At 54.7% G+C, this 21,199-nt stretch carries 22 protein-coding genes; 11 read left to right on the forward strand and 11 right to left on the reverse strand.

Annotated features, from left to right (window positions below):
• Nucleotides 1–5: 5 nt before the first annotated feature.
• From DV711_RS00005 to DV711_RS00025, 5 genes are all read left to right on the forward strand, one after another.
• A complete protein-coding gene (locus DV711_RS00005; RefSeq protein ID WP_341537586.1) occupies nucleotides 6–179 on the forward strand; it encodes a phosphate acyltransferase in 174 nt (57 codons plus the stop codon).
• A gap of 92 nt (nucleotides 180–271) precedes the next feature.
• Nucleotides 272–1,021 carry a sulfite exporter TauE/SafE family protein gene (locus DV711_RS00010; protein WP_114693610.1) on the forward strand — a complete coding sequence of 250 codons (750 nt, stop codon included), beginning with the start codon at nucleotides 272–274 and terminating at the stop codon, nucleotides 1,019–1,021.
• 173 nt (nucleotides 1,022–1,194) lie between these two features.
• Nucleotides 1,195–1,494 carry a DUF6506 family protein gene (locus DV711_RS00015; protein WP_114693611.1) on the forward strand — a complete coding sequence of 100 codons (300 nt, stop codon included), beginning with the start codon at nucleotides 1,195–1,197 and terminating at the stop codon, nucleotides 1,492–1,494.
• 86 nt (nucleotides 1,495–1,580) lie between these two features.
• Nucleotides 1,581–2,408 (forward strand): hydroxyethylthiazole kinase, encoded by an 828-nt coding sequence (thiM, locus tag DV711_RS00020; protein WP_165839947.1) that lies wholly within the window; start codon nucleotides 1,581–1,583, stop codon nucleotides 2,406–2,408.
• A gap of 706 nt (nucleotides 2,409–3,114) precedes the next feature.
• Nucleotides 3,115–3,945, forward strand: coding sequence for a CPBP family intramembrane glutamic endopeptidase (locus DV711_RS00025; RefSeq protein WP_114693613.1), 831 nt, complete (start codon nucleotides 3,115–3,117; stop codon nucleotides 3,943–3,945).
• A 269-nt stretch (nucleotides 3,946–4,214) separates the two neighbouring features.
• On the opposite strand, the gene DV711_RS00030 is transcribed toward DV711_RS00025, so the two are convergent.
• The 3 genes from DV711_RS00030 to DV711_RS00040 form a co-directional block, all read right to left on the reverse strand.
• Nucleotides 4,215–4,802 carry a DUF2238 domain-containing protein gene (locus tag DV711_RS00030; RefSeq protein WP_114693614.1) on the reverse strand — a complete coding sequence of 196 codons (588 nt, stop codon included), beginning with the start codon at nucleotides 4,800–4,802 and terminating at the stop codon, nucleotides 4,215–4,217.
• A gap of 21 nt (nucleotides 4,803–4,823) precedes the next feature.
• On the reverse strand, nucleotides 4,824–5,159 hold the full coding sequence (locus DV711_RS00035) for a hypothetical protein (RefSeq protein ID WP_165839948.1): 336 nt from the start codon (nucleotides 5,157–5,159) through the stop codon (nucleotides 4,824–4,826).
• Between the two features lie 195 nt (nucleotides 5,160–5,354).
• Nucleotides 5,355–5,870: a TetR/AcrR family transcriptional regulator gene (locus DV711_RS00040; protein WP_207802507.1), complete on the reverse strand. Its 516-nt coding sequence runs from the start codon at nucleotides 5,868–5,870 to the stop codon at nucleotides 5,355–5,357.
• A gap of 82 nt (nucleotides 5,871–5,952) precedes the next feature.
• Between DV711_RS00040 and DV711_RS00045 the strand changes: the two genes are divergently transcribed.
• Nucleotides 5,953–7,026: an alcohol dehydrogenase family protein gene (locus tag DV711_RS00045; RefSeq protein ID WP_114693617.1), complete on the forward strand. Its 1,074-nt coding sequence runs from the start codon at nucleotides 5,953–5,955 to the stop codon at nucleotides 7,024–7,026.
• Nucleotides 7,027–7,180: 154 nt separating this feature from the next.
• Nucleotides 7,181–7,666: a GNAT family N-acetyltransferase gene (locus tag DV711_RS00050; protein ID WP_114693618.1), complete on the forward strand. Its 486-nt coding sequence runs from the start codon at nucleotides 7,181–7,183 to the stop codon at nucleotides 7,664–7,666.
• An 83-nt stretch (nucleotides 7,667–7,749) separates the two neighbouring features.
• On the opposite strand, the gene DV711_RS00055 is transcribed toward DV711_RS00050, so the two are convergent.
• The 7 genes from DV711_RS00055 to DV711_RS00085 form a co-directional block, all read right to left on the reverse strand.
• On the reverse strand, nucleotides 7,750–8,283 hold the full coding sequence (locus DV711_RS00055) for a DUF4410 domain-containing protein (protein ID WP_114693619.1): 534 nt from the start codon (nucleotides 8,281–8,283) through the stop codon (nucleotides 7,750–7,752).
• A 425-nt stretch (nucleotides 8,284–8,708) separates the two neighbouring features.
• Complete coding sequence (locus DV711_RS00060) at nucleotides 8,709–9,416, reverse strand: hypothetical protein (protein WP_114693620.1); 708 nt, start codon at nucleotides 9,414–9,416, stop codon at nucleotides 8,709–8,711.
• Nucleotides 9,417–9,643: 227 nt separating this feature from the next.
• Nucleotides 9,644–10,186, reverse strand: a complete 543-nt coding sequence (locus DV711_RS00065; RefSeq protein ID WP_114693621.1) for a universal stress protein — start codon at nucleotides 10,184–10,186, stop codon at nucleotides 9,644–9,646.
• Between the two features lie 88 nt (nucleotides 10,187–10,274).
• The gene (locus DV711_RS00070) at nucleotides 10,275–11,618 is read right to left on the reverse strand and encodes a TRAP transporter large permease (protein ID WP_114693622.1); all 1,344 of its coding nucleotides are present in this window, start codon (nucleotides 11,616–11,618) and stop codon (nucleotides 10,275–10,277) included.
• Nucleotides 11,619–11,632: 14 nt separating this feature from the next.
• Nucleotides 11,633–12,205, reverse strand: a complete 573-nt coding sequence (locus DV711_RS00075; protein WP_114693623.1) for a TRAP transporter small permease — start codon at nucleotides 12,203–12,205, stop codon at nucleotides 11,633–11,635.
• A 135-nt stretch (nucleotides 12,206–12,340) separates the two neighbouring features.
• Nucleotides 12,341–13,354, reverse strand: coding sequence for a TRAP transporter substrate-binding protein (locus DV711_RS00080; protein WP_114693624.1), 1,014 nt, complete (start codon nucleotides 13,352–13,354; stop codon nucleotides 12,341–12,343).
• 515 nt (nucleotides 13,355–13,869) lie between these two features.
• Nucleotides 13,870–14,493: a TetR/AcrR family transcriptional regulator gene (locus tag DV711_RS00085; RefSeq protein WP_114693625.1), complete on the reverse strand. Its 624-nt coding sequence runs from the start codon at nucleotides 14,491–14,493 to the stop codon at nucleotides 13,870–13,872.
• A gap of 146 nt (nucleotides 14,494–14,639) precedes the next feature.
• On the opposite strand from DV711_RS00085, the gene DV711_RS00090 reads away from it, so the two are divergent.
• From DV711_RS00090 to DV711_RS00105, 4 genes are all read left to right on the forward strand, one after another.
• Nucleotides 14,640–15,692: an MBL fold metallo-hydrolase gene (locus tag DV711_RS00090; RefSeq protein WP_114693626.1), complete on the forward strand. Its 1,053-nt coding sequence runs from the start codon at nucleotides 14,640–14,642 to the stop codon at nucleotides 15,690–15,692.
• 115 nt (nucleotides 15,693–15,807) lie between these two features.
• Nucleotides 15,808–16,293 carry a redoxin domain-containing protein gene (locus tag DV711_RS00095; RefSeq protein WP_114693627.1) on the forward strand — a complete coding sequence of 162 codons (486 nt, stop codon included), beginning with the start codon at nucleotides 15,808–15,810 and terminating at the stop codon, nucleotides 16,291–16,293.
• A gap of 299 nt (nucleotides 16,294–16,592) precedes the next feature.
• Nucleotides 16,593–18,605 (forward strand): methyl-accepting chemotaxis protein, encoded by a 2,013-nt coding sequence (locus tag DV711_RS00100; RefSeq protein WP_114693628.1) that lies wholly within the window; start codon nucleotides 16,593–16,595, stop codon nucleotides 18,603–18,605.
• A 181-nt stretch (nucleotides 18,606–18,786) separates the two neighbouring features.
• Nucleotides 18,787–20,124 (forward strand): DEAD/DEAH box helicase, encoded by a 1,338-nt coding sequence (locus DV711_RS00105; protein WP_114693629.1) that lies wholly within the window; start codon nucleotides 18,787–18,789, stop codon nucleotides 20,122–20,124.
• An 18-nt stretch (nucleotides 20,125–20,142) separates the two neighbouring features.
• Here DV711_RS00105 and DV711_RS00110 read toward each other — a convergent pair whose 3' ends face one another.
• The gene (locus DV711_RS00110; RefSeq protein WP_114693630.1) at nucleotides 20,143–21,174 is read right to left on the reverse strand and encodes a DUF2157 domain-containing protein; all 1,032 of its coding nucleotides are present in this window, start codon (nucleotides 21,172–21,174) and stop codon (nucleotides 20,143–20,145) included.
• Between the last annotated feature and the right edge of the window lie 25 nt (nucleotides 21,175–21,199).

The raw sequence follows: 21,199 nt of genomic DNA on the forward strand, positions 1-21,199 counted from the left end.
CGAATCTGGAAGCGGGCAATATCGGCTACAAGCTGGCGGAGCGGATCGGCAAGGCCGATGCGATCGGTCCGATCCTGCAGGGCCTGGCCAAGCCGGCCAACGACCTGTCGCGCGGTTGCAGTGCCAACGACGTCGTTAACGTGATCGCGATTACGGTCGTTCAGTCACAGACGTTATAAAAAGCACAGTCACAGACGCTTAATCGCTCTCGAACAGTCAGCCTTCAGCGCAGCAGTTACGGATTTCGAGGGCGCCAACACAGGGACAGCAGATGATCGCAGGATTGGATTGGTCGGTGCTACTGGTATGTCTGCCGGTGGTGTTTGTGGCCGCACTAGTACGGGGCTACTCCGGTTTTGGCTTCTCGGCGTTGACGATTGCCAGTCTGTCGATCGTGATTCCGCCGGTGCAGATCGTGCCGGCCATTCTATTGGTGGAGATCGTCGCCGGTATCGGCATGCTGCCGTCGATCTGGAAAGATATCGATTGGCGCCAGCTACGCTTGATCGGGTTTGGCGCCCTGTTTGCTACCCCGTTGGGGCTGGCGCTTCTAGCAGGATTACCCAGTCAATGGATGCGGATCCTGATCTCGGTGTTGATACTGATCTGTGCGGTGCTGATCTGGCGTGGTTTCGGCATTCGCGGTGGTGATCGTGCCTCGGTGATCGGCTCGGCTGGGGTGGTTTCCGGGGCTTTGAATGGTGCCGCCGGTGTCGGAGGGTTGCCGTTGGTGGTGTTCTTCCTATCCAAGGAAGAAAGTGCGGCGACCGTGCGTGGTACCCTGATCACCTACCTGATCTTGCTGGATATCTACACCTGCCTACTGGCCACGGGAAGTGGCATGATCGATTGGCAGGTGGTGCAATTGGCCGCGCTGTTCCTGATTCCGGTCGGTCTAGGAACCCTGCTGGGCAATCGTCATTTCCTCAAGAGTCCACCGGAGTCGTTCCGTCGCATCGCCCTGGCGATGCTGATGTTGATATCCGGTGGTAGTCTGGGACGCTCGCTGGTTAATCTCTAACCCTCTTCTCCATGCCGTCCAGACCAAAGTCTGGCTGGCAATGTTTGGTGTTTCATGCATCCCTTTTTGCTGTGTGGGATTGGCTCCAACTGCAGTTTCTCGCTGGCCCTAACTTCTGCCAAAACCGCGGGCTTTAATGAGGGTTAATAACAACAACGACTTGGAGATTCGATATGGCCCTGCAGCGCTACGGCTTTATTGTTAAATCGGCTGATCTTGAAGTGATCAAGCACCACGCCTTTATCAAGAGCGAGCAGTTCGAGATGATGGTCGCCGGCGTGAACTCGGTCGAGATGGCGATCATGGCGGTTCAGGAGATGCTGACCCGCGAAGTCCAGCTGGTTGAGCTGTGCGGTGGTTTCAGCGCCGAAGACAGCGCGACCATCAGCGAAGCCATCAACGATCTGATTCCCATTGGTCGTGTGCAGTATTCCGACGAGGAGCGGGCGCGGTTGGCCCAGGCCTTGGCCTAACAGCTTCTTCGCCATCGTATCGTCTGAGCTCGGCGATCTAGATGAAGCCGAGCTGCCAGCACCAACCTAACGGCGGGAGAGTCACCATGTCCAGCACACTCAATATCCTATCTACCAATGCGAAGGAATCCGGCATCAAGCAGACTGCCGGTCAGACCATGCAGTCATTACGATTGCTGGCGCACCTGGGTCCGCGGATCCAGTGCATCACCAATCCGGTAGCGATGGACTTCTCTGCCGACATCCTGTTGGCGGTGGGTGCGCAGACCTCGATGACCATGGGAATGGACGAGATCGCCGAATTCGTCACCAGTGCCGATTGCCTGTCGGTCAATACCGGTACCCTGGACAGCACCCGTCGCGCTGCCATCGATACCGCCGTACAGACCGCGATTGACTTTAATAAGCCATGGGTACTGGACCCTGTCTCAGTGCACGCCTCCTCGACCCGTCGTAGCTATGCTCAGGGGCTGCTGGAGTTCCGCCCTTCGGTGATCCGTGGCAACTATGCCGAGATTCATGCACTGGCCAACGACGAATCGGCCAATGCGCCGCAGAAGCTGGCGCGTCAGACCGGTGCTGTGGTGGTCCAGTCGGGTGAAACGGACCTGATCACCGATGGCCGCCGAACCCTGCTGATGACCAATGGTTCAGTACTGCAGACCCGGGTCGCCGCAATGGGCTGCGCCTCATCGGCGCTGATCGGTGGCTTCCTGGCGGTTAACCCCGATCCCTTTGAGGCAGCCGTTCATGCGTTGCTAACCATCGGCGTCGCCGCGGAAGAGTCGGTCAAACTGGGTACCGGTCCGGGCAGTTTCAAGATGCACCTGCTGGACTGCATCTACAACCTGAACGAAGACCTGCTGGTACAGCGAGGTCGTATCGTTCAGTGCGAAGAGGTTGCTGGCAGCTAGCCGTCACTGCTGTTCAGACCCTTCCATCGACTACAAAAAAGCCCTGATACATCAGGGCTTTTTTATTATTGGCGGGTGGAAAGCTGTTGCAGCTGCCGATCGTGGGGCTTGGCCAGCAACAGCACCGAACAGATCGCTCCCATCAACGCCCCTTTTGTTATTTTGTTGTTGAATGATCGGCGCCTTGTCTAGGGAGTCGTTTCAGGCGACTTGGGCTGCTATGAGGTTGCTGGCTAAGCGGATCGATAGCAGCTCCTGCCATGTTGGGCCATCTTGTATAGCGCAAAGAACCTCTGCCACCCTAGTGATGTTGGGTACGGCAGCTCACAATAATTCATTTAATCACGTATCGAGAGCTTACTTAGTCTGGTCTTTGCCTTTGAGTGGGGCTCTTGTTGACTGGAATGGGGCGCGATAATCGCTCATTATCACTGGCTTAGGATAGCGCTTGGTCAAGATGCTGGGCCAGAGCAGCAGGATAGATCAACCGTCTCGTGTTAATCGGAGTAGAATGGCAGGTGATCTAACAGTTGCTGTAACGTAAGCCTTTTAAGTCGCCTTTGTCTATTAAATTAGTACGACATAAGAGTTAACCCTAGTATTTAAGCTTTTTAAGTTAAAAGGTCACAAATATAGCTATAGCTGGAGATTGATTCTTCTTATAAATAACCCAATACGATATAAAGTTTTTAATTAACTACCATTAATGCAATTTTTTCCTGAAATCATCGTTTGGATTTTTCTCTTTATCGCGATCCTAACCATTGCGATGGAAAGAAAGGTTTGGCTGGTTTTCTTTTTCCTATCGATAGCATCAGCACTCTTGCTTGAAATACTTGAGATAACAGGAGTGATGATAGTTCTTGCTGGTATCTCAATCGCTTACTATGCAACAAAACAAGTGGGATGGCGGTTATATCTTGTTCATTCGCTGCTGATCATCTGGGCGATCTTGCTGGCGACCCATCAGCTCCCCGGCTTTAATAACCTAAATGTCATCGAACAAGCTGTAACTGGAGCTAATAGCGTACCTTTCAGCATGAGTCTCAACATCGATAAACCGATGTTGATTTTTGCTTTTATCCTTCTTTTACCGGGTATGCTTGTAAAACCACCGAGTGGTAACAGGAACATATACGTAGTTCTTTCGGTTGTCAGCTTAATATCACTACCCTTGCTTGGTTGTTTGATGGGGTTGATTAAACCGGAAATAAGCGTGCCATCATGGATTATTCTGTTCGGATTGAATAACCTGCTGATTACCTGTGTGTCCGAGGAGGTTTTTTTTCGGGGCTACTTGCAGACTATATTTAGCCGGTATGGACAGGCTGTAGCCCTTGCGGGAAGCAGTTTGTTGTTTGGTCTTGCGCACTTTGCTGGCGGTATCGAGCTGATTATTCTGGCTACAGTTGCCGGTGCTTGTTATGGACTGATTTATCTAGCCACGGGCCGCTTATACATGGCGGTAGCCGCCCATTTCTCCTTTAATCTTTACCATTTAATTTTCTATACATTCCCTTTCGCAAGCAGCACTTAAGGAATCTGCGAAGAAGACCTTGCGAGCTTCTGGCTTACAGCTTGGTTCGCAATCAAGGCGTCGCTTTGCAGTAATGTCTAGACCTTGCAAAAAGCGACAACACAGAGTGCGGATCAAGCTGTAAGCCCCGTAGGGCAAGGCCTGAGAAAGAGCACTCCGTTGTTGTAACCTTTGCTAAGGGCTACGGCCATTAACTGCAAATTACGCCTAGGATTTGCACTTTTCAGTCGCTTGCAGAAGCCGCAGAGACTTGTTCGCAGGTTCCCTAGCTAGCGTGCCAGACCTTGCAGTTGCCGATCGTGGGGCTTGGCCAGCAACAGCACCGAACTGATCGCTCCCATCAACGCCCAGCCCATATCGGATTGGGTATCCCAGACATAGCCCTGGGTCCCCAGGAATGCTTCGGCATCTTCGCCGGTGGCCAGGGCCACCCACCACTCAATCAGCTCGTAGAAGGCGCTGAAGGCCAGGCAGATCGAGACGATGATAATCCCCATCCAGTAGCGGCCATTGACGACCTGCTTGCGGATCAGAATCTCGCGTGCGAGCAGTGCCGGGACGAAGCCTTGGAAGAAGTGGCCCACCTTGTCGTAGTTATTCCGTTCGGCGCCAAAGAGGCCGTCGAATAACGGCACCTCGGCATAGGTGTAGTGGCCGCCGACCATCAATACCACGCAGTGGGCCAAGATGAAGAAATAAAGAACTGGCGTCAGTCTGAAGCTATTGAAGGTCGCAGCCATCAGAACACCGCCAATCATGGCGGGCAGGACCTCGAGAAACCAGGTGAACTGGTCCTTGGGCTCGATACCGGACCAGATGAGGGTAGCGCTGAAGATCAGTATCCAGAGGGCTTTGATGGTGGTGCTCCTTGAGGTTGTCTAGTCGAGGATGGCTAAGCCGTTGATCACCAAATATAAAACACCGCCACCGAAGGCGGCTATAGAGAACCACTGACAACAGTAAAAAAGGTACCAGTAGATGGTTTTGCTGCCGCTTTCTCCTCGCTGTTCTCTACGTTGGGCGTGATGGGAGTGATGATAGCGTAAGAAGGGAATGGCCAGCGCGGCAGTCAGTCCCAAGGCGAGCAAGGCAATGCCGCAGAGAGTGATCCGTGCCAGTTCCGGGCTGGTGGCCCAGATGGCTTGCAAGAAACCGAGTAGGGCAACGATGCCGCCGCCATTGACGATTAACAGTCCCTTGTAGGCTTCGGTCAACAGCCCGGCTCTCGATAGTGCGTACTCGGTGCCGCTGGGGCGTTGGTCGTTGCTCATTGTGCAGTACTGATCGTGGAGAGTTTGGCCCGTCTGAGATCAGTATAGTGTGGGGATAGAGGAAGCAGCTTTGCTATAACGCAAGCCGCTGCGGTAACACGTGGCGGCTCGGGCGCAGGATATGATGATTTGCCAGGTTTATTGCTGAGCCGCTTGTCTGAACAACTCCTGCCCGAACCCTTTGGCGCTAGAAATCGCACGCGATCCCATGATGGACCAGCTATGGATAATGGCCTCGTGCAGGAACAGCAATTCATCTCGGTGACTTGTCAGACCGGTTGCTCGGACCAGTCCATCGCAGACCTCGAGCTTGTGCCTTTCCAGCATTTGATGCAGTAGTTCGCTGTCGGGGTGGGCGGCAACGGCGCTCTTGAACAGACAGCCCTGGGGGGCATTCTCCAGCATCCAGTTGCCGATACGCTCAAAGGCTTCATCCAGTGCTTGCGTTGGCGTGGTTGGCAGCCCATCGAGCAGGTGAGCAAGGTAGCGTTGATGGCGATGTTCCAACGCGGTGACCACCATTGCCTCCCGCGACGGGCAGTACTTGTAGAGGGTCCTTAAACTAACCTGGGTCGCCTCGCGAAGGCCATCGACGCCGATCTGAGCAAAGCCATGCTGAGCAAAGGCGCGTTCCAAGCCGGCGGCAATTTTCATCTGGGTCTCATTCATCGTTGACAAGGTAGAACGATCACTCTACTTTGGCAAGTAGAACGTTTGCTCTACTTGAGGAATAACTATGAGTGCGATGCCCGCCAACATGCATGCCGTCTACCTGACTGGACACGGTGGCTTTGACAAGCTCAGCTATGTGAGCGATGCGCCGATGCCGCAAGCTGGGACCGGAGAGGTGTTGATCCGTGTGGGGGCTGCCGGTATCAACAACACGGACATCAATACCCGAATCGGTTGGTACTCGAAAACGGGAACCACTCAGCAAGGTAGTGAGCAGGGATTGGATGAAGCCGATGCTGACGACGGTGGTTGGGGTGGGGCGATCCAGTTTCCACGGATTCAGGGGGCGGATGTCTGCGGCCGGATCATTGCCGTGGGTGATGGGGTTTCCAGCGATCGTGTTGGCAAGCGGGTCCTGGTTGAGCCCTGTTTTCGTCAAGGTGAAGCCGATTTCTCCTATTTCGGTTCCGAGCATGATGGCGGCTTTGCCCAATACACCAAGGCACCAGCGCGCTTTTGCCATCGGGTGGAATGCGATTGGTCCGATGCTGAGCTGGCGACTATCCCTTGTTCCTATTCTACGGCCGAGAACCTGCTGACCCGTGCTGGGGTTGGCGACTCAGATACTGTGTTGGTCACCGGTGCATCTGGTGGTGTGGGTTCGGCGGCGGTACAGCTGGCTAAGCGGCGGGGAGTTCGTGTCCTCGCCATTGCGGGCGCCTCAAAGGCCGCCGATGTGCTCGCATTGGGGGCAGATGAAGTGATCCCTCGCGGTACGGACTTACTGGAGGTTTTGGGCGAGAACAGCGTTGATGTGGTCGTAGATCTGGTGGCTGGCGAGCAGTGGCCGATGCTTCTTCAGGTGCTGAAACCGAGAGGGCGATACGCAGTGTCAGGTGCGATCGGCGGGCCGATGGTGCAGTTAGACGTTCGCACGCTCTATCTGAAAGACCTGAGCTTCTTTGGCTGCACCCTGTTGGAAAGCCAAGTCTTCCCCAATCTTATTGGCTATATCGAGCGCGGTGAAATTAGACCAGCCCTGGCAAAAAGTTACCCTCTGCAAGCGATCGTTGATGCGCAGCAAGAGTTTCTGGCCAAGGCACATACTGGCAAGCTGGTTTTAATTCCTGAACCCTGAAATACAGAGCCGGGTTTTAAGTGCCCTGAAAGGGGCGCGCTCTAGTCTGGAAACCTTGCTGAAATTACCTCATGATCAGGCACTCAATGGACGCCGGTGCGCTCCAAACCAGCCGCACTTTTTGGCAGTGATGCCTATCTGATTAGAAATGAAGATGTACAGAATTCGTCAAGCAGAACAACACGATATATCCCGGATGGCAGAGCTTGAAGCGATCTGTTTTCCTGAGGCGGAAGCCGCCTCTTTAGACTCTTTTCAACAACGCTTTTCGGTATTTGCCGAGTGTTTCTTTGTTCTGGAAGTTGAGGGTGTTGTCGTTGGTCATATCAATGGCTGTATCTACGATAAGCCGGAGCTACCCGATGAGCTATATTCGGACACCCGTCTGCATAATCCTGTAGGCGCCTACCAGACCGTGTTTGGGTTGGCGGTTGATCCGCATTATCAACGACGCGGTTATGCCTCGGCATTGATTACACACTTTATCGACTTTAGCCGAGCTAACGGGCGCAAAGGCATGGTGCTGACCTGTAAGGATAAACTGGTCGGCTTCTATCAAAGCCTGGGTTTCATCCATCAAGGTGTTTCCGCTTCGAGTCATGGAGGCTCGAGCTGGAATGACATGCTGCTGACCTTCTGAGGTCTGAGTTTCGATCACCCAAAAAAAACCAGCACCGAGGTGCTGGTTTGGTTATTAGGGCGCTCACAGCGAAAGCGTTGGTTTTACTGTACGCTTTGGCCTCTAAGCTCTTTTAAAGTTTCTTCGGCAAACTTCTCGTACAGCCACCCCATTCGGGCGTCATCTTGCCCACCGCCGATACCGCCAAGCGCATACGAAACAGAGACTTCGAATCGATCCAGTTCCTGACCATTCGGGTTCTTTAAAACCACGTCTCCAGTGATAGAGTCAGATCCGGCCATAAAGCCTAGCATCACCGCAGAAAGGTTTGAGCGGACACGGAAATCTTTGACTTGGAGCTCTAGGCTTGGCATGACACCGTCTGGTTGGCTCAACAACATAGCCCTTGAGTCTAGAGCGCGTTTTACATGAGAAAGAAGCTTGTGTTGATCGAATTTAAGATTTTCTGCGACCTTTTCTTTGGCTTCAGCCGTCAATGAAACGGACACATTTGATACCTTCTCAACCTCTACGGCAGCAGAGGTACCTGCTTGATCATATTGGGCGCGCTTGACGCCCGACGAGCAGCCGTACATGAATGATACGCTAAGGGCTATTAAAAGGATCTTCTTGATCATTGATTTCTCCATAGATGTATAGCTTCAAATTGAATACAACCAGTCGTGATTTGTACCAGTTGAGTCAGGGAAGTTTCTGCAGAGAAAGTGCGATGATCGATTAGATATCCGCGAATTAATGTGCTTCGAATTGTAAATTCGAAGCAACGATATACGGAGAAAAGAGATCCGATTCAGTGGCTGACTTTCCCTGTCATATCAAGCAAATAACAAACATCCTTTAGGCGATGTCGCTGTTTGATAAAGCAAACTATACCCTAACATAAGACTATGTTTCTACGAATAATATGGGGTAAGCAGATCGGAAAATTGCTTTTGATTAGTAGAGAATACAGTTTGGCGATGTTAGCTGAAAAACAAAAAAAACCAGCACCGAGGTGCTGGTAACAAGAGACAGCTTTGCGCTGTTGAGGATCGTGCTCGGTTCAGGCGGAGCGTTGTTGCTCCGGCCGGGATTCTTCACTGGTGCTGTTTAACGTCTGCAGTTGGGTCTGTAGCCGGCGAACCCACCAGTCGGTCTGCGATAGCAGCAGCGACAGATGGGGGGTTTCCGGTTGCTGCTTTGGCAGTGGTTGGCTGGCCAACAGTGGCAGGTTCAGAGCCATTTGATTGCGGCACTGCTGGTGGTATTCACGGTAGTCAAACTGCTCAGTTAACTGCGATTCGGTGACGGCAAAGATCGGCAGTTGTGGGCAGAGGAACAGCAGCAGCTGGCTGGCGAAGACATAGTTCTTCTGGCTACCGAACAGCGCGTCGCAGGCAAGCTCGACCAATTCAACGCTGAGCTCGTGACGGGCTTCGTGTTCCAGGTCATCCAACTCAGACCAGATTGGCGCCAGATGCTCGCGGATAAAGTTGTCCAAGTTGGCAGCGACCTTGTCATTGCCGATCCAGGGGGCGTCCAGCTCCAGGGCGGCCCACAGCATGGCCAGGTAGGTTTTGTCGATCAGGGTGCGACCGCCGTTGAGCCATTGGAAGTGGCTGGCGCGCTCCATATTGCCGTACAGGGATTGCAGCAATCCTGCATCGCTGGTGCGTGGGTCGGTGCCGGAGCCAAAGCCTTGGTGGGGGCGGTTCCAGCGTCGGCGCAGGGTGCGGTTGGCTTGTTCGATCTGACGTAGGGTAGTGCTCATAGAACCTCTCCTGCTGCAGGTGGCTGGGCTAGTAAAGCCGTGGATGAAGTTACTATAAAGACTTCAGTATCAGCAGGTAGAGCCAAGAATAGGGCGCAGTTAGAGCCAAGCATCGGTCGCTTATTCGAACCAATCGCTGGCCTACAGCCGTTGTTGTCGCGATGGGTTCCGGAGCGGAAAAAGAAACCCCGGCGATAGCCGGGGCTTGAGAAGGCAGGTGGTTGATATCAGCCTTTGTTCTGTTTCTTACGTTGCTCTTTCTGGCGCTTCAGCTCCTCTTTCTCCGGGATTGGAACGACCATGGTCGGGATCCGAGAGTGGCGCAGCACGTTCTTGGCCACGGACCCGAGGAAGGTATGCATGATCCCTTTCTCGTGGGCGCCCATGACGATCAGGTCGACATTCAACTCCTTGGAGCGGCGCAGAATGGTTTCGGCCGGGTAGTGTTCGACCACATCGACGGAAGCGACTTGCTCGCGCAGCTCTTTATGGCTGGGGGCCAGAACATCCCAGAAGTAATCCTGGCGATGCTTGAGCAGATCCTTAGCGTGGTCGATCCGGTGGTTGAGGAAGTCGTCCCGGCTGGTGGAGTCCATCACGTAGGTTTTCAGAGTGATGCGGGCGTCGTTGGACAGCTTTTCGACCACGTGCAGGATATGCACTTTAGCGCCGGTTTTTCCGGATAGGTAAGCGGCGTACTTGAACGCGTAGGAGGCGTTCTTGGACAGGTCGGTACAGTAGAGAATCTGTTTGATTTCAGGAAATAGCATCGGCAGTCATCCTTAGCTGACGACCGGGGTTAGCTTAGTGGCAACCCCGGCCGGGATGGTTCGAAAATCATGGTGCGAAAGTGTTGATCTATCCAGCCAGTAACCTGGGCAGGAACAGGGCGATCTCTGGGAAGAAGGCGATGATGAAGACACCAACCACCGAGATGAAGGCGAAGGGCAGCGCCTTGGCGGTGATATCTTCCAACGCCGTATCCGATATCCCCGAGGCAACGAACAGGTTCTCGCCCAGTGGTGGGGTGGCAAAGCCGATCGACAGACAGCAGATCATCACGACACCGAAGTGGATCGGATCGATACCCAGGTTATAGGCCACCGGCAGCAGTACTGGTACCAGGATCATGATCGCGGCCAGGGTCTCCATGAACATACCGACGAACAGCAGGAAGCCGATGATCATGGTCCAGATCAGGTAGACGTTATCGGTCATGCTCAGCATCGAGGCGGCGACAGTGTCCGGAATCTCGTTCTCAACCAGTACCCGGCCGAACACGGTGGCGGTGAACAGGATCAGCAATACCCGCCCGGACAACCAGGTGGTGGTCTCCAGTGAGTGGACCAGGTCCTTCCACTTCAATTCCTTGTGCACAAACCAACCGATCACCAGGGTGTAGAAGATCGCCACGATGGCCGACTCGGTCGGGGTAAAGAAGCCTGAGTAGATACCGCCCAGGATAACCAGCGGTGCCAGTACCGACCAGAAGCCCTTACGGAAAGAATCAATGATGTGATCCAGCGCCCAGCCGTCGGTGGAGCCTTTGTAACCGGCTTTCTTACAGCGAATGTAGTTCAGGATCATCAGGTTGATCGAGATAACCAGCGCAGGGAAGAAACCGGCGATAAACAGGGTGGAGATCGACACGGTCTGGAAGCTGCCGAATTTCTCGATCGCAGCATCGGGAACGGTCAGACCAATTGCAGAGATACCGAAGATAACCATCGGGATCGACGGCGGGATGATAATCCCCAGACCACCGGAGGAGGCGGTTACGGCGGCGGCGTAGCCCCGGTCATAGCCGCGGGCGGCCATTGCCGGAATCATCAGCATACCCACCGCAGCGGTGGTTGCCGGGCCGGAGCCGGAGATGGCACCGAAGAACATACAAGCCAGAACGGTGGCGGCGGACATACCACCGGTAAAGGGGCCGGCAAAGCTCTCGGCCAGGTTAACCAGTCGTTTCGATATGCCGGCGGCTTCCATCAGCGCCCCGGCCAGGATGAAGGCGGGCAGCGCCATCAGCGGGAACGAGCCCACCGAGGTGAAAGCGATCTGGACGAATTTAATTGGGTTCTCATCCAGGTAAATGAATGAGGCGAGGGCGGATACACCCAGTGAAACAGTGATCGGAGCCCCTATCAGCAACAGCAGCAGGAAGGTTCCGAAGAGAATTAGGACAATACTTGATTCAGCCATGGTTCGACTCCTGTTTAGGCCGGCTTATTGTTGTTGTCGGCGTCATCGGAGAATGCATCTCCGGCCATCAGTTTGTCGTTTTCCACAGATTCGGGATCACGGACATCGATGCCCTTGACCAGCTTGTAGTAGTTAACCTGAATGACTCGGATCGTCATCAGGGTGAAGGCGATCGGCAGAATCAAATAGATATATTTCATCGGTACGCCCAGGGTCTGGGATTTCCAGAACAGGTTCATCCGATTGAAGACGAAATCGTAGGCGAGATAAACGAAGTAGCAGTTGAAAGCGATCCAGATCAGGTCGGCCAGGGCTTCAAGGCCGATGGCGGCTTTTTCCGGCATCCATTTGAAGTGGAAGGTTACACGGTTGTGGGCGGAGAGTTTGGCGGCGTAGCTGGCGCCAAAAAATACGAACCAGACAAACATGTATACGGCTAGCTCTTCGGTCCAGGACAGCGAGTGTGAAAAGATTTCTCGCGAAACGATCTGGGCGAACAGCAAGACTACAAACAGTGCCAGGAGAGTCCGGCAGATATAGCTCTCGATATTATCGAGAAACTTAAAGAAAAGGCCGGTTTTGGACATGATCAGGAGCTCCAGTGGGAATGGTCAAAGCGGGTGCTTAGAGTCAAGCGACCGCCGCTAGGGCGGCCGCTTGGTTCTGCTGCTATCAGCGAGGCATCTAATCGCGAGTGCGATTAGTGAATGCGGGTGCTGAGCTTAGACGCCCTCACGACCCAGAGACTTCAGGACGCTGTTGAGCTTGTCCTTGCCGCCGATGCTGTCGATGTACTTCGGCCAAACAGCAGTCTTAGCCTTTTCGATCCACTCTTTCTCACCATTGGCCGGATCGGAGATCTCCATGCCACGGCTAGCCAGTTCTTTCTTGATGTTGGCTTCTTGATCCTTCAGCCAGGCAGCGCTGTGCTGAGTGGCCGCTTCACCGGCTTCAAGAATGGCCTTCTGTACCGCAGGCTTCTGGTCCTGGAAAACAGCTTCAGAAACGATCAGCGGCTCAATGGAGAACAGGTAACGGATGTTGGTGATGTACTTCTGTACCTCATCAAACTTCATTGCGTAGTTGGTGATGTACGGGTTGTCCTGACCATCAACTACACGCTGCTGCAGAGCAGTGAAGGTTTCGGACCAAGCCATCGGAGTCGGGTTGATGCCCCAAGCCTTGTAGGTGTCGATCATGATCTCGTTCTTCGGTACACGAACAACAACACCCTGCAGGTCTTCCAGTGTAGTGATCGGACGCTTGGAGTTAGTCAGTACTCGGAAACCTGAGTAAGCCCAACCGATGATCCGTACACCGGCATCGCGGATAGTGTTTTCAACCAGCTCTTTACCGACCTCACCCTGAGTCAGCGCAACGGCGTCGTCGAGGCTCTGGATCATGTAAGGAAGGGTCAGGATGCCAACACTTGGCGAGAAGGGGGTGACGTTGTTGATAGCGAGGATGGAGAAATCGAGGGTGCCGATGGCGGCGTCGTTGACGGTATCTTGCTCACTGCCCAACTGGCCGTTGAGGAACAGTTTGGCTTTGTGCTTGTTACCGGTGCGTTCTTTCAACTCTGCGGAGAATTTCTTACCCAGTTCGTGCTGGGTTCCTCCAGCGCCGTCTCCCACGGCGACTTTAAAGGTTTTTGCCTGAGCGTTCAGAGCAGTTGCCGAAAACGCCAGCGCCAGGGTGAGGGATAGAACTTTAGTAAGCTTATTCTTATGGTACATAAGTTGCTCCGTTGTGGGTGCTCATTGGCTCTGGGGAGTCATGAGCTAATTTTTTTTATTCTAAGACAGCCAGCACCACTGATTAGTGGGATTTCTGTCAGGACCATCGCTTGGTATTACCCAGAGTGACAGCCTTACGATCAATTGTTATCAACCGTGAGCTTATCTTTATCTTTGGAGGTTGGGTTTTTTAGAACCACATTGCCAACGACCTTGGGGCCAACTCTGGGTACTGGACCCAGTGGTTGGACCAAACCACCTAGGTAATTTAGCAAATGATTGTTTCATCAGCTGATTTTCTTTGTGCAGGCTGCTATTGAGCTTCTGCACAGCGGTAGTTCCCTGAGCCGCGCCAATACTTGGATTGGTGCCAAACATGGCTTTGTTATGCCGCAACTGCAACACGCTAATATATAAGCTCGTCTGTAGTGTAGACCGTTAAAAGATCGAGAATGGCTCCAGTGATCAGGCATCAAGAGCGACTGGATCCGGAGAAAGAAGAAATCGAAATTATTTCAATCTTCTAAGCTGGCAGCCTGGTAGTGGCTCAAAAACATGGCGGTGGTTTGTTCGGCCAGCTCAAGCTGCTGCTCGGGCTTCAGGATCGGTTCTATCTGCAGCAGTTGGGGCCAGAAGCAGCGTCCTTTGACCAGATGGTGCACCTGCTCGCCGGCTGTGGCCGCATCCAGATCAATCAATCGTCCATCCGCACAGGCAGCTTTGATCCAGCGAACCAGCGAGGATTCGTGGGCGGAGAGTTTAGCGATCTCCTGTTTCAGGGCGTCGGGGTGGTAGAAGAAGTGGCCGAAAGCGACCCGGTTTAATTCGATATGCTCGGTGCTACTGATCACCTCGACCTCTGCCACGATGATCGAGCGAAGCTGACCATGCAGCGGGACGTCAGGGTCGTATTCTCCACCTTGTTGATGCTTGGCCTGCTGCCACAGCTTGCCGATCAGGCACATCACCAGGGCTTCCTTGCTTTCGAAGTGGTTGTAGACCGTCCGCTTTGAGACTTCCGCCAGGGTTGCGACCCTATCCATGCTGGTTCCCTGGACGCCTTGCTCAAGAAAAGCCTGCTTGGCGGCGTCCAGAATTGCCTGTCGCTTGATTTCACTGCGTGAACGTTTTGGTTCCACCTGGTTTTCCCCGGTACTGACTGAGTCAGGGCAAATTTACACTAATCGGTTTACTTTTTTAAATCCATAAGTAAACTGCACCGTATAGTTTACTTTATGGTGTCTATATGAAGCCTCGTTGGTTGATCTTATCTGGAGTGGTTCTTATGTCAGCAACCCTGTTCTCTGCCGCCAAGCATCAGTCGCAACAATCCCTGGAAAGCGGCAAGTTTCAAAATAGCGAACAGCCCTATAAATCCGGGCTGAGTGATCTGGTGAAGATCTCCAAGGCCTATTTCACCGCTGAACGCCAGTCGCCGACGCCAACCACGGAGCCGCCGTTACGAACCATCACCGCGCAGGAGCTGGTGTCGGATCGGGAAACCGCGGTGATCTACCGGTTGGGACATTCGTCGATGCTGATCCGTTTGGACGCTGAGTATTTGCTCATCGATCCGGTGTTCAGCGATCGGGCTTCACCGGTACAGTGGATGGGCCCCAAACGTTTCCATCCGGTACCGGTTGAGCTGGAATCGCTACCGAATATCAAAGCCGTGATCATCAGCCACGATCATTATGATCACCTGGACAAGGCCAGCATTCAGGCGTTGGCGGCTCGGGTGGAGCACTTTTTTACGCCGCTGGGAGTAGGGCAGTACCTGCGGGACTGGGGGATCGATTCAAGCCGGATTACCGAACTGGACTGGTGGCAGCAAAGCAGCATCGGCAGTCTGACTTTCACGGCGACCCCGGCGCAGCACTTCTCAGGGCGGGGCCTGATGGATCGTGACAAGACGTTGTGGGCCAGTTGGGTGATCGAGGGCCGCCAAGCCAGGCTGTTCTTCAGCGGCGATTCCGGTTACTTCGGTGGTTTCAAGGAAATTGGTGAACGCCTGGGGCCGTTTGATCTGACGATGATCGAAACCGGGGCCTATAGCGAGCTGTGGAGCAAAATCCATATGCTGCCGGAACAGAGTGTCCAGGCTCATATCGATTTGAAGGGCAAAGCGATGCTGCCGATCCACAACAGTACCTTCGATCTGGCCCTGCACGACTGGCACGAACCGCTGGAACTGGCCTATGAAATATCCCAGAGCCGAGCAGTAAAGCTACTGACCCCGATCATGGGAGAACCGGTATCGATTCTGAATCCTGCCGCGCAAACGGCCTGGTGGCGCGATGAACTCGTCCAGGAGTCTGCGCAATTGGCGATGGAGTAATTTGCGGTTGGGGGTCTCTTAGTTGGATGTCCGTAGTTGGCGAACACCTATACTTGATTCAGAGTTTGGCTTGCCAGCGCTTGGCCAGCCAGGTTTTCGCAGAGGACCTTTTATCGTGACTTCCAGCCGCTCATCCACGTTGACTTTCGCACCGGAGATCAATGCAGCCCGCTGGTTCAATACCGATCAGCCGCTAAGGCTGCAAGATCTTCGTGGCCAGGTGGTGATGCTGCATGCGTTTCAGATGCTCTGTCCCGGCTGCGTGACTTACGGTATTCCTCAGGCCAGCAAGGTGGCAACCCTCTATCGTGATCAACCGCTACAGGTGATCGGACTGCACACGGTGTTTGAGCATCACCAGGTGATGAATGCCGATGCCTTGCAGGTGTTTCTGCGCGAATACCGTATCGGGTTTCCGGTTGCGATCGATCAGCCGGTCGAGATCGGCCCCATTCCAGCCACGATGCAACGCTACCAGCTTCAGGGAACACCCTCGGTGGTGCTGATCGATAAACAGGGGTATCTGCGCTTGCACCATTTCGGCCCGATGGAGGATCTTCAACTCGGCGATCAGTTGGGGCGCTTGTTGGCGGAAGCCTAGAGCGTTACTTTCAGGCCCACTTTCGATAAGACTAACTATCTGATGGAAAAGGAATTGGCGTCCATAACCGCGCTATGAAAAGAGCGCGTTGATTTTTATTTACGGCCAATTTGAGCTGTATCAGTTTCAGCACATATTAATCGCGCTCCTTACGAATCTTTTGCTCAGCTTCTCTCTTAAACTCGTTTGCGCGGATCTATTGCCCGATACCGGCAACATGTAGTGCTGTGCCTGTTAAAGACGATATCCCGCCTGGTTGTATCCGTGCCGAGAAAAGGAAGATGTAGGAGGGGACTCTGATGGCTCATTTAGCCGATAGATTGGAATCGTTGATGCGTTTCAATCGGTTGAGTGTGGGAAAGAAGTTACTGGGATTGTCGCTGATGTTCGTGGTGGTGCTCAGTGCTACGGTGGGCTACACGCTGCTGACGCTCAGTGCTCAGAAAAGCGACGGTTCGGTCATCAATATCGCCGGTCGTCAGCGCATGCTGACCCAGAAATTCACCAAAGAGTTCTTTGTCGCGCTCCAGCAGGCCCAAGTACAGAACATCGCCTTTGATCCGGTCCCGATGCAACGCACGGCCAGCCTGTTTGAGCAGTCACTATCGGCGCTGCGGGATGGCGGAACGACCTATCTGGATCCCGGTATGAATCAGCCGATTGGATTGCCGGGTACCGACACCGAAAAGATCAGTGCGCAGCTCGATGAAGTGGAGCAGCTGTGGCTGCAACTTCAGCAACTGATCACCAATGCGATAGCTTCCCAGCCCGATAGCACTCAACTAGAGAAAATCGATCAGCTCAGTGTCGAGGTACTGACATCGATGAATCGGGCTGTGGTGATGCTGGCTCAGCAGTCCGACCGCAAGGTCCAGATGATGCTCGATACCTTGGTCTGGACCTGGGCGGGTGCCTTGCTGGCCTCCTTGTTAATTGCGTGGCTGTTGGCTCGCAATATCACCTCGCCGCTGTATCAGGTGGTCAGCACCACCCAGCGGATCGGCAGCGGTAACCTCTGCGCAGAAACCATCAGCAACGATCAACGCGATGAGCTGGGATTGTTGATGGATAACGTCGAGCGGATGCGTTCGATGCTTAGCGACGTGATTCATACGGTGCAGCAGAACAGCAAGCAGATGTCCCATTCTTCGATGCAGATCGTCACCATCTCCGATGAGATTTCCGGTATCAGTGAGCAGGAGAAGCAGAGCACCGAACTGGTCTTACGTGCGATTGGTTCGCTGCAGCAGGTCGCCAGCGATGTCAGCTCACATATCGACGAGGCTCATCTGAGTGCTCAACAGACCCGTGAAGTCGCCCTTCAGGGGGTTGGGGTGATGGAGCAGAGTATCGGTGAGCTGAGCAGCGCTGTTGATAGCGTCAATGTGACAGCCAATCAGCTGGGTTCGGTCAAGCTTGCCACCGAGAAGATTCACTCGATCATTGAGGCGATCGATACCCTGGCTGCACAGACCAACCTGTTGGCACTGAATGCGGCGATTGAAGCGGCCCGCGCCGGTGAGCAGGGGCGGGGCTTTGCGGTTGTGGCCGACGAAGTGCGTGGATTGGCGACCCGTACCGCCGATTCCACCACGGAGATCACAACGCTGATCCATGAGTTGACCACCCAGGTTGATAGTTCGGTGGATTCGATGAATCGGGTGACCGACCAGGTGAATCGATCGCAGCAGAAATCGGAGCAAACGCTGGAGACCCTGGCGTCAATGCGGGCCGATGTCGAGCGAAATTCGGAGAACTCCACCCAGATTGCTGAACTGAACCAGCAGCAGGTGGAACAATTGACCTCCTTGCAGCAGGAGCTCAATGACTTGTTTGATGTGCTGGAGGTTAGCTCCGAGAAAGCGGGTTCAACCTCGTTGGTGGCAGGTGATCTGCATCAGGTCTCCGATGAGCTTGATACCTTGCTGGCACGGTTTAAAACCGACCAGGTCAGCGCCCCGGTCCGTCACGCCGATGACAAGCGCCAATCGCCGAGGATCAATAATCAACTCAAGGTCACCCTTTGTCAGTCGGGGTTGTCGGTGGTCGGCTTGACCCAGAATCTGAGCATGACCGGTGCCGAGATCAAATTGCTGCAGCCGCTGAATGAACGCGAGCCACTGCAGCTGAATATCCAGCTGCCAGAGGGACAGACTCAGTCCTTGAAACTGGACGGTCGAATCATCCGTTGCAGCCGGTCCGACGACAGCCATTATCTCTACGGCATCCGTTTCGACTCTCTGGAGGTGCAGCAACAACAGCTGCTCAGGCTGGCGTTCGACTATTTCCGAAAAGCCCACAGTTACGCCTAAGTCCGCAGGGGACTGTTTCGGCGGGCCCCTTTCCCCATTGCTGGCCTTATCTTCATCGCCATCGAACTAGCCAGCGTCTCCTCGCTCGGGCTGGCTTCAGTGGCGCGGTTGCTGTAAGCTGCACCGCCTTCCGTGTCGGCCCGCAGTGCCGACCCTTCCTACCGTTGTATGAGATCACAGCATGACATTTGCTTCCCTCGGCCTGTGCGCCGAGATTCTTGATGCCGTTGCCGAACAGGGCTACGACTCGCCGTCACCGATTCAGGCCGAGGCGATTCCTGCGGTGTTGGCCGGACGTGATCTAATGGCGGCAGCGCAGACCGGTACCGGTAAAACGGCCGGCTTCACGCTGCCGTTGCTGCAGGGTTTGATGGGTGGCCCCCGGGTTAAATCGAACCAGTGCCGGGCATTGGTACTGACCCCGACACGCGAGCTGGCGGCCCAGGTGGCCGACAGTGTCTCGACCTACGGTAAGAACCTGCCGTTGCGCTCCAATGTGGTGTTCGGCGGGGTCAAGATCAATCCGCAGATGCAGCGTCTTCGCGGCGGTAGCGATATCCTGGTGGCGACGCCGGGACGGTTATTGGATCTGCATAGCCAGAACGCGGTGCGGTTCGATCAACTCGAAGTGCTGGTGCTCGACGAAGCCGACCGGATGCTGGACATGGGCTTTATCCATGACATCAAACGGATTCTGAAGCTGCTGCCCAGCCAGCGTCAGAATTTGCTGTTCTCGGCCACGTTCTCGAGCGAGATCCGTTCCCTGGCCAAGGGGTTGATCAACGACCCGGTTGAGGTGTCGGTGACGCCGCGTAACAGTACTGCTGAAACCGTCGAGCAGCAGCTCTATTCGGTCGATAAAAATCGCAAGTCGGCGCTGCTGACCCAACTGATCAAAGATAATGACTGGCAACAGGTGCTGGTCTTTACCCGCACCAAACACGGTGCCAATCGCCTTAGCCGCCACCTGGAAGGCAAGGGGATCAAGGCCGCAGCGATCCACGGCAACAAAAGCCAGGGCGCCCGCACCAAGGCGCTGGCTCAGTTCAAGAGTGGCGAGCTGCGTACCCTGGTCGCTACCGATATTGCCGCCCGCGGGTTGGATATCGATCAGCTGCCGCAGGTGGTGAATTTCGATCTGCCCAACGTGGCCGAAGATTATGTCCACCGTATCGGTCGCACCGGCCGGGCCGGCGCTTCTGGGCATGCGGTATCGCTGGTCTGCGCCGATGAGACCAAGCAACTGGTCGGAATTGAGCGGCTGATCAGCCAGCAGATTCCTCGGGTTGTGGTTGAGGGCTTTGAGGCGACCCATGAATTGCCGGAAACCGATCTGAGCCGCAAGCCGAAGAAGCCCAAGAAGCCCAAGAAGCCCAAGGAAGGTCATCGCGATGGCCAACGCTCGGGTGAAAATGCCCGCGGCCATAAGCCGCCGGGCAATCAACCGCGACGTCGTCGCAGCCGAGCCGGCGGCAACAAAGGGGCCAGTGGCAACAAGGCCGTCAGCGGCAACCGCTAACGCTTTGAACAAGCTCCGTTAGAACCGGCGCGCCTGCAGCAGTTCGCGCAGCGCGCCGGGTAACAGTGACTGCAACCCCTGGCTGATGCGCTGCTCGTGGCGCTGCCAAACAATCCCCAGATAGATGATCAGCAGTCCGATCAGCGACAGCGCGATCGGGAACAACCAGCTGTCTTCGAACAGGTCAAATGCCAGATGGCCCAGGTAAGCGCAGCAGCCAAGTCCGCCGAACACTACGAATACCCGCCGCACCAGTAGCGCTCCCAGACCGATCAGCAGCAGATTGATTCCGAAATACCCCAGTTTGGCCAATTCGCTGTTGGAGTCCTGCATCGTCAGTCCGCCCCAGAAGGTCAGCACCCCGAACAGGTAGAGCCAGAAGGCGTAATCCAGACTGTGGCGGCTACGGATATCGACCCAGAACGCGCCGAATATCACCAGTAGACCGAAGTAGATCGACACCAGCGAGCGCAGCTCAATGTTGTAATTGCCATCGTTGATCATCGCTACCAGGTCCATCGACAGATACCAGAGGGTGACGGCGATCGGCATCAGCAGGAACGGGTAGCGGTAACGCCAGGCGACCATCGCACCGACGGCCAGGGTCGCCAGCTCCATCATTAGCCAGTGCCACTCGATATAGCGGTGGTAGTCGCGATAGTGCTCGTCGTCGGGCCAGAATCCCAGCGCCTGTTGCAGGCCGAACACCGCCAGCGGGGTCAGGCAGACCGCGAAGGTGGCGCAGATTCCCGCCGGGATCGGGTGCTGAAGTCGTTCAAATCGCGATGCCAATCCCAGGCCGCAGGCCAGATAGATCAGGGCGATAGCGAACACACCCCAGCCACCAAAGGACTCCCAGCCCAGATTCATAAACAGGGTCATAGCACCAATCGCCACCAACCCGCCGAGGTAGTAGAGCAGGTGGGTGAAATCGAAGCGGGCGCCGGGGGCGGGATTATCGCGCAGGAACTCGAGCAGCCGTTGGGCCTGCTCCGAATCGAGGATCTGCTGCTCGACTGCAAGGTCGAGTTGCTGGCGGGTCAGTTTCATGGTCGGTACATCGTCTAGGTGTAAG

Source organism: Motiliproteus coralliicola (assembly GCF_003345655.1).
Classification (GTDB): domain Bacteria; phylum Pseudomonadota; class Gammaproteobacteria; order Pseudomonadales; family Balneatricaceae; genus Motiliproteus; species Motiliproteus coralliicola.